The organism is Achromobacter sp. DMS1 (genome assembly GCF_001270295.1).
In genome coordinates, this window is the sequence record NZ_LHSJ01000186.1 from 1 (window position 1) to 8,280 (window position 8,280).

At 71.1% G+C, this 8,280-nt stretch carries 5 protein-coding genes and 8 pseudogenes; 1 reads left to right on the forward strand and 12 read right to left on the reverse strand.

Annotated features, from left to right (window positions below; all coding sequences use genetic code 11):
- Positions 1 to 191: 191 nt before the first annotated feature.
- The 9 genes and pseudogenes from AD428_RS18800 to AD428_RS18825 form a co-directional block, all read right to left on the reverse strand.
- Positions 192 to 1,260: pseudogene (locus AD428_RS18800) on the reverse strand (cyclase family protein).
- Between the two features lie 10 nt (positions 1,261 to 1,270).
- On the reverse strand, positions 1,271 to 2,218 hold the full coding sequence (locus tag AD428_RS18805; RefSeq protein WP_053246196.1) for an NAD(P)-dependent oxidoreductase: 948 nt from the start codon (positions 2,216 to 2,218) through the stop codon (positions 1,271 to 1,273).
- Positions 2,215 to 2,898, reverse strand: a pseudogene (locus AD428_RS18810) (RraA family protein). Before AD428_RS18810 ends, AD428_RS18805 begins: the two are co-directional and overlap by 4 nt.
- Positions 2,899 to 2,947: 49 nt before the next feature.
- Entirely contained in the window at positions 2,948 to 3,115 is a 168-nt protein-coding gene (locus AD428_RS29645) for a hypothetical protein (protein WP_369798792.1), read from the reverse strand.
- 22 nt (positions 3,116 to 3,137) lie between these two features.
- Positions 3,138 to 3,209, reverse strand: a pseudogene (locus AD428_RS29650) (hypothetical protein); the annotation flags it as partial.
- Positions 3,210 to 3,300: 91 nt separating this feature from the next.
- Positions 3,301 to 3,465: pseudogene (locus tag AD428_RS29655) on the reverse strand (tripartite tricarboxylate transporter substrate-binding protein); the annotation flags it as partial.
- 176 nt (positions 3,466 to 3,641) lie between these two features.
- A pseudogene (locus AD428_RS29660) lies at positions 3,642 to 3,824 on the reverse strand (tripartite tricarboxylate transporter substrate-binding protein); the annotation flags it as partial.
- A 139-nt stretch (positions 3,825 to 3,963) separates the two neighbouring features.
- A pseudogene (locus AD428_RS28295) lies at positions 3,964 to 4,838 on the reverse strand (amidohydrolase family protein).
- Between the two features lie 23 nt (positions 4,839 to 4,861).
- Entirely contained in the window at positions 4,862 to 5,836 is a 975-nt protein-coding gene (locus tag AD428_RS18825; RefSeq protein WP_053246197.1) for a Bug family tripartite tricarboxylate transporter substrate binding protein, read from the reverse strand.
- Between the two features lie 93 nt (positions 5,837 to 5,929).
- On the opposite strand from AD428_RS18825, the pseudogene AD428_RS18830 reads away from it, so the two are divergent.
- Positions 5,930 to 6,645 (forward strand): annotated as a pseudogene (locus AD428_RS18830) (IclR family transcriptional regulator); the annotation flags it as partial.
- A gap of 493 nt (positions 6,646 to 7,138) precedes the next feature.
- Here the strand turns inward: AD428_RS18830 and AD428_RS29665 are convergent.
- The 3 genes and pseudogenes from AD428_RS29665 to AD428_RS28305 all read right to left on the reverse strand — a co-directional run.
- Positions 7,139 to 7,423, reverse strand: a pseudogene (locus AD428_RS29665) (carboxymuconolactone decarboxylase family protein); the annotation flags it as partial.
- Positions 7,411 to 7,728 carry a hypothetical protein gene (locus tag AD428_RS28300; protein ID WP_235490969.1) on the reverse strand — a complete coding sequence of 106 codons (318 nt, stop codon included), beginning with the start codon at positions 7,726 to 7,728 and terminating at the stop codon, positions 7,411 to 7,413. The gene AD428_RS28300 and the pseudogene AD428_RS29665, both read right to left, overlap by 13 nt.
- Positions 7,644 to 8,204, reverse strand: a complete 561-nt coding sequence (locus tag AD428_RS28305) for an SDR family oxidoreductase (RefSeq protein ID WP_235490967.1) — start codon at positions 8,202 to 8,204, stop codon at positions 7,644 to 7,646. Before AD428_RS28305 ends, AD428_RS28300 begins: the two co-directional genes overlap by 85 nt.
- Positions 8,205 to 8,280: the final 76 nt, after the last annotated feature.

Genomic DNA, 8,280 nt, shown 5'->3' on the forward strand with positions numbered 1-8,280 from the left:
CAGGCGCGCCTGGGCGTCGGCCGCGCCGCCGGCGGAATACGGAACGACCAGCTTCACGGGCTTTTCCGGGTATTGCGCGGCGGCCAGGGGCACGAGCAGCGCCAGGAACGCGCCGCCAAGAAATCGAATCGGGTTCAAGTTGTCTCCTCCTGTGGATGATTCGGCCGGCCGGTCGGCCTGGCCGGTTTTTTTCAGACGGTGGCGATCGGCGTGGCCGGAGAGCCGGCGGCGCCCGGCAGGCGCAAGGGGGGCGCGGTAAGCAGGAAGCGATGGCGGCCGTGCGCGAGCACATCCGGCCAGCGGCGTGAGCCACCACAGTTCGCCGAGGTGGATGCCGTTCTTGAACAGGCAATGCTCGTGCAGCGGCAGGCGCGCGCGGCGCAGCGGCGTGGCGCGCCCGCCGAAGTCCACCGGCCGCACCAGCTCGACCGCCGGGTTGTCGGCGATCAGGCAGGCCAGCCGCGAGTCGACGATCCACTGCAGCAGCCGCTCGTCGTTGCCGTCCAGGCCGCTGCCCAGCGCGTGCAGGCGCGCCACATCGGGCTGCCGGTTCATCGCCATCAGCGCGTCGCCGAAGCCGGTGTGCAGGCAGACCATGTCGCCGGGTTCGATGCTCACGCCGTCGGCCTCCATGATGCGCATGAGACGCTCATAGCCCACCGCCGTCCGCGTCCTGCCGACGTGGCGTTCCAGGTCGATCATTACAGCCCGTCCCTGCACGCCGTGCTCGGCCAACTGCTCGATGCCCAGCGCGCCCGCATTCGGCCCGGGAAAGCGCGCCCAGTCGGCCGCGGCTTGCGGGTCTTCTTTGGCGGCGACGATGTCCTTGCCGGCGCGAAAGCCGTTGTAGAACACCGCTTCCGCGTGTCCGTCGCCGTCCGCGTCGAAGCGGCTGCCCATGTGCGCGAGGCTGTCCCACTGCGTGGAGTACTGCGTATTCATGAGCAGCACGTCATCGCAGACCACGTCGGTCAGCCGGGGGTCTTCGCAGGCATACGACCAGCAGTAGCCCTGCGCGCCGGCGCTCTTGCCGTCGCGCAGCGTGGCATAGCGCCGCGGCGGAAGCCGGCGGGGATTCAACGCCATGCCGCCCGGCATGTCCAGCGGCAGCGAAAGGCAGAACGTCAGCCCTTCGCGGACTTCGGCGATGCCCTGCAGCACCTTGCGCCTGTCGACCAGGTTCATGCGCCCGCGCTGGTCGTCGGGGCCGAATTCGCCCCAGTTGCTGCCGGCGGGCGCGTGTGTCCATCGCTGCGGCATGGCCCGCTCCTCAGGCCGAGGCCGCATCGCGGGCGAGCACGGCCAGCGCATTGCGCGCGGCGGCGACGCCCATGTTCACATAGGCGTCGCCGGTGACGCCGCCGATGTGCGGACTCAGGATGATGTTCGGCTCCTGCTGGAAGGGATGGCCCGGCGTCATGGGCTCGACCGCGAAGCTGTCCAGGCCCGCCGCCATCACCTGGCCCGAGCGCACGGCGTCCAGCAGCGCGGTTTCATCGACCAGTCCGCCGCGCGCGGTATTGACGAGAATCACGCCGCGCTTGCACCGGGCGAGCGTGGCGGCGTTGACCAGTCCGCGGTTCTCGTCAGTCAGCGGGCAATGCAGCGAGATCGCGTCCGCGTCGCGCCAGATATCGTCCAGCGCGGCCTGCGCGACATGCTCGGGAAACCGCCGCGCGTAAGGATCGAAGCCGATGACGCGCATGTTCATGGCGTGGGCCATGGCCGCCATGCGCTGCCCGATGGCGCCCAGGCCCACCAGGCCGAGCGTCCGGCCCGCCAGCTCGACGCTCTTGTGCGTGGCCTTGTCCCAGTGCCCGCCGCGCATGCGGGCATCCAGCTTCACCACCGATTTCGCGCAGGCGAGCAGCAGGGCCACGGCCTGTTCGGCCACGGCCGCCGCGTTCGCGCCCACGGCCGCGACCACCTCGATGCCGCGCTGCGCGGCCGCGGCCTTGTCCGAGGTGTCGGTGCCGCTGCCGTGCTTGGAAATCACGCGCAGGGACGGGGCGGCGTCCATCGCGGCGTCGCCCACTTTGCTGTAGCGCACGATGATGGCGGCCGGATCGTGCTCGCGGCAGAGCGCCACGATGTCCGCTTCGGAAGGCGTCTTGCCGGCGAAGACCACGTCGCAGTCGCGCAGCAGCGCCAGCGCCTGGGGCGCGAGATCGGCCGCCGTCACCAGCACCTTGGGTTTCCGGGCTGCCGGGGCGCTCACAGCGTTTCTCCTTCTTTCAGCACGCCGGCGGCGCGCAGGGCGGCGACGAGCCACTTGGCTTGCGTGTCGCCCGCGTTGATGGCCTCGATGCGGGCGGCCTCGTCCTTGACCTTCTTTTCGGCGGCGGGCAGCAGGCCGGCGATTCTCTCGCGTTCCACGACCACGACGCCGTCGGCGTCGCCGATGACGAAGTCGCCGGGATGGACCGTGACGCTGCCCACGGACACCGGATGGCCGATGCGTCCGGGGACATTCTTGGTGGGGCCGTTGGGGTTCGTGCCCGCGGCGAACACCGGGTAGCCCATTTCGATGATGTCGCAGGCGTCTCGCGCGGCGCCGTCCATCACCACGCCGGCGATGCCCAGCTTGCGGCAGGCGTTCATCATGATCGTGCCCATCAGCGCGGAGCTGAGGTCGCCCTTGCCGTCGATGACGAGCACGTCGCCGGGGCGAGCCAGCGACATGGCGGCGTGGATCATGAGGTTGTCGCCGGGGCGCACTTCGACCGTCAGCGCGCTGCCGGCGAGTTTCATGCCGGGATGCAGCGGGCGTATGCGTCCGCTCAAGCGCGCCGCGGCGCCCGGCCACGTCGGCCAGGATGGCCGGCTGCAGTTGCGCCGCGCGCGCACGATGTCCTCGCCGACGCGGGGAAAGTCTTTGACGATGTCCTGGTTTGCCATGGAAGTTCCTGTTCAGGGTTCAAGAGCCGTGTTGTGGTGAAAGGGGACCTCAGGCGGGCTTGATGCCGGCGTTGCGGATGAGCGCGCCCCACTTGTCGAAGTCCGCCCTGCGCACCCGGTCGAGCTGCTCGGGCGGACCGCCGGCCAGGCCGATGCCCAGCTGCTGCGCGAGCGCCTGCAGGCGAGGGGCTTTGCAGCGCCTTGCCGATGCCGGCATTGAGCGTCCCGATGACGGCCCCGGGAGTGCCGGCCGGCGCGAAGACGGCCTGCCACTGTTCGACGATGAAATCGGCATAGCCCGCTTCCGTCATGGTCGGCGCGCCGGGCAGGGCGGCGAGCCGCTGCGCGGACGGTGACGGCCAGGGCGCGCAGCGCGCCCGCCTGGATGTGCGGCAGCGCCGCGGCCACCGGCACGAACGCGAATTGCACCTGGCCCGCCAGCGTGTCTTGCAGCGCCGGCGTGTCGCCTTTGTAGGGAACGTGCAGGAACCGCGTGCCGCTCTGCTGTTGCAGCAGCGCGCCCTGCATGTGCAGGATGGTGCCGGTGCCGCCGGAGGCATAGGCGATGCGGCCGGGCGCTTTCCGCGCGCGCGTCCAGCAGGTCGCCCAGCGTCCGGAAGGGCTGCGCGGCGCCCACTACCAGCACGTGCGGAATGGTGCCCACCATGATGACGGGCGCCGAACGATTCGATGGGGTCGTACGGCAGCTTGCCCATCAGGTGCGGGGCGATGGCCTGCGGGCCGATCGACGTGCCGAGCAGGGTGAGCCCGTCGGGAGCGGCCCGGGCGACGCGGGCCGCGCCGATGGTGCCGGTGGCGCCGGGACGGTTTTCGACGATGACCCGGGTGGCCAGCAGCGAGTCGAGCTGTTGCGCGATGGCGCGTCCCAGCACGTCGGTGCTGCCTCCGGGCGGGTAGGGAACCACCCAGGTAATGGGTTTGCCGGCGGGCCAGTCTTGCGCGGCGCGCGCCTTGAAAGCGGCGCCGGCGCCAGCGCCGCGCCCAGGCCCAGCAGATGGCGGCGCGTCATGGAGAAGGGATGGTGCATGGCGTTTCCGTGGAAAGTCAGTCGCAGGGCGGGAAGCCGTACAGCGCCCGCGGGTTGTCGGTGAGGATTGCGCGCAGCGTCGCGGCGTCGCCGGCCCATTCGGCCAGGCGCTCGAGCTGGCGCGCGTCGTCCGGCATGGGCTGCAGGCCGGCCGACGCGGTGGCGTGCGGCCAATCGCTGCCCCACAGACGGCGCGGGCCGATGCTTCGATGTAGCCGCGGGCCAGGCGGTCCAGGGCGGGGTCGTCCACGCTGTGCAGGGCGCTGACGAGGTAGCCGCCCGAAAGCTTTACCCAGGCCTTGCCGTCGCGCATCAGGCGCAACGCCAGCGCATGCGCGGGATGGCGGAATGCCTGGGCGGGCGCGATGCGCGCCATGTGGTCGAATACCAGCGGCACGGGTAGCCGGGCCAGGGAATCGCCGAGCGCGGCCAGCTGGTCGGGAGGCATCAGGAGCTGCATGTGCCAGCCCAACGGCGCCACGCGGCGCGCCAGCGGTTCGATTTGCTCGGGCGATCCCGTCACGCCCAGGGACAGGTTGAGCCGGATGCCCCGGACACCGGCGGCATGCATTGTTTCCAGCTCCGCGTCGGTTTCCGTGCCGTCGATGACGGCCACTCCGCGCGCCTGCCCGGCCATCGCGGCCATGCCCGCAAGCATGCAGCGGTTGTCGGCGCCGTAGGTGGAGGGTGTCACCAGGACGGCGCGCTGCATGCCCAGCAGGCGCTGCAATGCGCGGTACTGTCCGGCATCCGCATCGGGCGGCCGCAGCGCCGCGCCGGGGGGCGGCGGGGCAGCGGGCGTCGTAGACATGGATGTGGCAATCGCATGCGCCGGGCGGCATGGCGACGCCGGCGGCGCGCTGCCGGCCGAGAAGGCGAACGTTGCGGTCATCGGTGTGGGTCCGGCCGGGCGGCTTACTCGACGTGCGCGCCCGAGTCCTTGACGATCTTGCCCCAGCGGATGCGGTCGTCGTGGATCAATTGGGCAAACTGCGCCGGCGTGCTGGTCAGCGCGCGGGCTCCCTGCTCGCGGTACTTGGCGGCGAGGTCGGGCGTCTCCAGCGCCTTGTTGAATTCGGCGTTGAGCCGTTGCACGATGTCCTTGGGCACGCCGGCCGGCGCCGCGAGCCCGAACCAGGTCACGGCCTCGAAGCCCGGATAGCCGCGCTCGCCGATGGTGGGCACGTCCGGCAGGTCGGGCGCGCGCTCGGCGGAGGTGACGGCCAGCGCCCGCATCTTGCCGTTGCGCACATGGCCGATCAGCGTGGGCACGGACGACAGATACATGTCGATCTGGCCGCCGATCAGGTCGTTGGCGGCCTGGGCGGCGCCCTTGTACGGAATGTGCGTCAGTTTGATGCCGGCCGCATTCTGCAACTGCACCGCGGCCAGGTGCGCAACCGTGCCGTTGCCCGAACTGGCGAAGTTCAGCGCGCCGGGATGGGCCTTGGCTTCCGCGATCATGTCGTCGAAGGTCTTGAGGCGGGAATTGGCCGGCACCACGAGCACCAGCGGCGCATCGGCCACGAGGCCGATCGCGGTCAGGTCTTTTTCGGGGTCGTAGGGCAGCCGGGGGTACAGCGTGGGGTTGATCGCCAGATTGCTGGTCTGGCCGAGCACCAGCGTGTAGCCGTCCGGCTCGGACTTGGCGGCGGCGTCCACGCCGATATTGCCGCCCGAGCCCGGCCGGTTTTCCGTCACGATGTTCCAGCCGGTGTCGGCCGCCACCTTGACGGCGGCCTCGCGGGCCAGGACGTCGGTGCCGCCGCCGGGCGGGAAGGGCACGATCAGGCGGATGGGTTTGGCGGGATACGCCTGGGCCAGGCAGAGGCCGCTGGCCAGGGCCAGGGCCAGGGCCAGGCCGGACAGGACGCGCGCGATCAGCTTCATGGTTGTCTCCGATGATTGTTCTGGTCCGCGCATTGTGGATGTGTGTTCCGTCTAATACAATACGAGTTCGTATAGCGAAACGTGTTGCGTACAATGGACGAAAACAAAGACCACGATCCGGCCGATGCCGGCGCAGAGGAAGGCGTCGTCGCGGTGCGGCGCGCCATGCGCATCCTGGAGGCATTCGGCGTGGAGGATTCGCACCTGTCGCTCGCGGAGCTGAGCCGGCGCACCGGATGCCACCGCTCCACGGTGCTGCGCCTGGCCCGCACGCTGGCGCTGGACGACTATCTGGCGCAGACGGCCCGACGGCACTTGGCGGCTGGCGCGCGCGGCCGGCTGGCTCGGCGCCTGCTACCAGGCAACGTTCAATGTGCTGGAGGTGGTGCAGCCGGTGCTGCGCGAGCTATCGGCCGCTACTGGAGAAAGCGCCACGTTCTATGTGCGCGAGGGCGGCCAGCGCATCTGCGTGGCGCGGGTCGAGGGCCCGAAGTCCATCCGGCACCATGTGCGCGTCGGCGCCGCCCTGCCGCTGGCCCTGGGAAGCCCCTGGGCGCGTGCTGCTGGCGTTTTCCGGCGAGCCGGGCGAGCCCTATGAGTCGATCCGGCGGACCGGATACATGATGTCGCTGGGCGAGCGCGACGCCGAAGTCTCGAGCATTTCCGCGCCGGTGTACGGCATCAACTGGACGCTGCAAGGCGCGATCTGCATCTCCGGCCCCCTGTCGCGCCTGACCGAGCAGGTTCTGCTGGGCCACAAGGAAGAGATATTGTCGGCCGCCAGCCGCCTGTCGCGCGCCCATGATGGGCGCGCGGCAGGGTCAGCCGCGCTAACCGCCGACTGCCTGCGCGCTGCCGGCGCCGGCGGCCCCGGCGAGGCCGGCATGAACCGTGGCGCCCAGGGCCGCGCCGTGGATGGCCAGGTGGGCGCCCAGCTGGATGGCCTGGAGCAATTCGGCCCGGTTCGCTCCCAGGGCCAGGGGCGGCGATGAGCGTGCGCGTGGCGGCCATGTCGCCGTGCGTGAAGCAGGCGTGCAGGGCCAGGCGCACCAGCAGGCGTTCCGCATGGCTCAGGCCGTTCGCAGGCGCGCCCTGCTCGGCGAAGTCCAGCAGTACGGCGACGTAGCCGGGGTCCAGCGCGGCCAGGCGCAGCAGGCTTGCGGCCTGTTCGGGCCGGAGTTTCCCGATGCGCGCGCGCAGCGCGCGCGGATTGTCCGGGCAGGAGGGCGGCGCGGCCGCATGCAGCAGGTCGGCGGCCTGGAGCACGGCGCTCACTCCCTGCAGCGTCACGAGGTGCAGCACGTCGAATATGTCGGCGTCGCTGGCGCCGGCCTGCCGGGCAAGCCGCATGTGGGTGGCGAGCCCCGCTTCATGAAGATGGGTGGCCGACGCGTCGAGCGCGATGTACAGCAGCTCCACCATGCGCGGGCTGAGCGGTCCGGTTTGCGCCGGGTAGCCCGCATAGTCGGCGTAGCGGGCCAGGAAGTCCGGATTGGCGCGCAAGAGGGCTTCGGTCCAGGGACGCCAGTAGCCGCGCGCGGCGATGAAGCGCGCCTTGATGGCGTCGGTATCGGTCACGGGTTGCATCGCAGCGTCTGTCCAGTCAGATATTGCGCCTGGGCGCCGGCCGCGAAACGCAGCAGCGGCGCCAGGGATTCGGCGGAGGTATCGGGGGCGACTTCCACGGCATTGACGCGCCGGGCGTCGGCGCCCCATTCGCAGGCCAGCGTGGCCACCAGCATGCGCAGGGCGGCGGACTCGCCGGCCGCCTCCCAGTCCGGCTTGTTTTCACGCGGCAAGAGCAGGGTCAGGCTGCCGGGGCCGTCATGCGCATGGGCGGCGCGCCGCATCCAGCGCGGCGTCCAGCCGTGCCCCACGGGACGGTCCAGCACGGTCGCGTCCGCGACGGCGGGATAGCCGTTGCTGCAGGGGCTGCGGGCTCGGGCAGGCCGGTCCAGGAACCGCGGATTCGGAGGTCCAGCGGGGCATCGCAGGACACCGGGGCGTGGCGGGAAGGCTGGCACGGCTGGCTGCCTCCGAAGACGGACGAGCCGCCGTCCACGGCAAGCAGGCCGCCGCCGATGGGACGGGCATGCGGGCCGGCCAGAAATGCGAGCGCGCAGGCCATTTCCTCGGGAGCGGCCATTCTGCCGAGCGGAATCTTCGCGACGGCGCGCGCCGGGTCGAGGCGGCCCGACTCGATCAGTCCGTTCACCAGTTCGGTCCGGACGAAACCGGGGCACAGCACCGTCATGACATATTCGGGATGGGCACGCGCCAGTGCGCGCGTCTGGGCGATGAGCCCTGCCTTGCTCGGGCTGTAGGCGCCGCGCCAGGGGATGGCGTGCAGGCCGGCGCCGGACGCCACGTTGACGATGCGCGCGCCGCGGTCAGGCCGGCCGCGCAGGGCGTGCAGGACGCCGCGCCCGGCGCGCGCAGGTTCA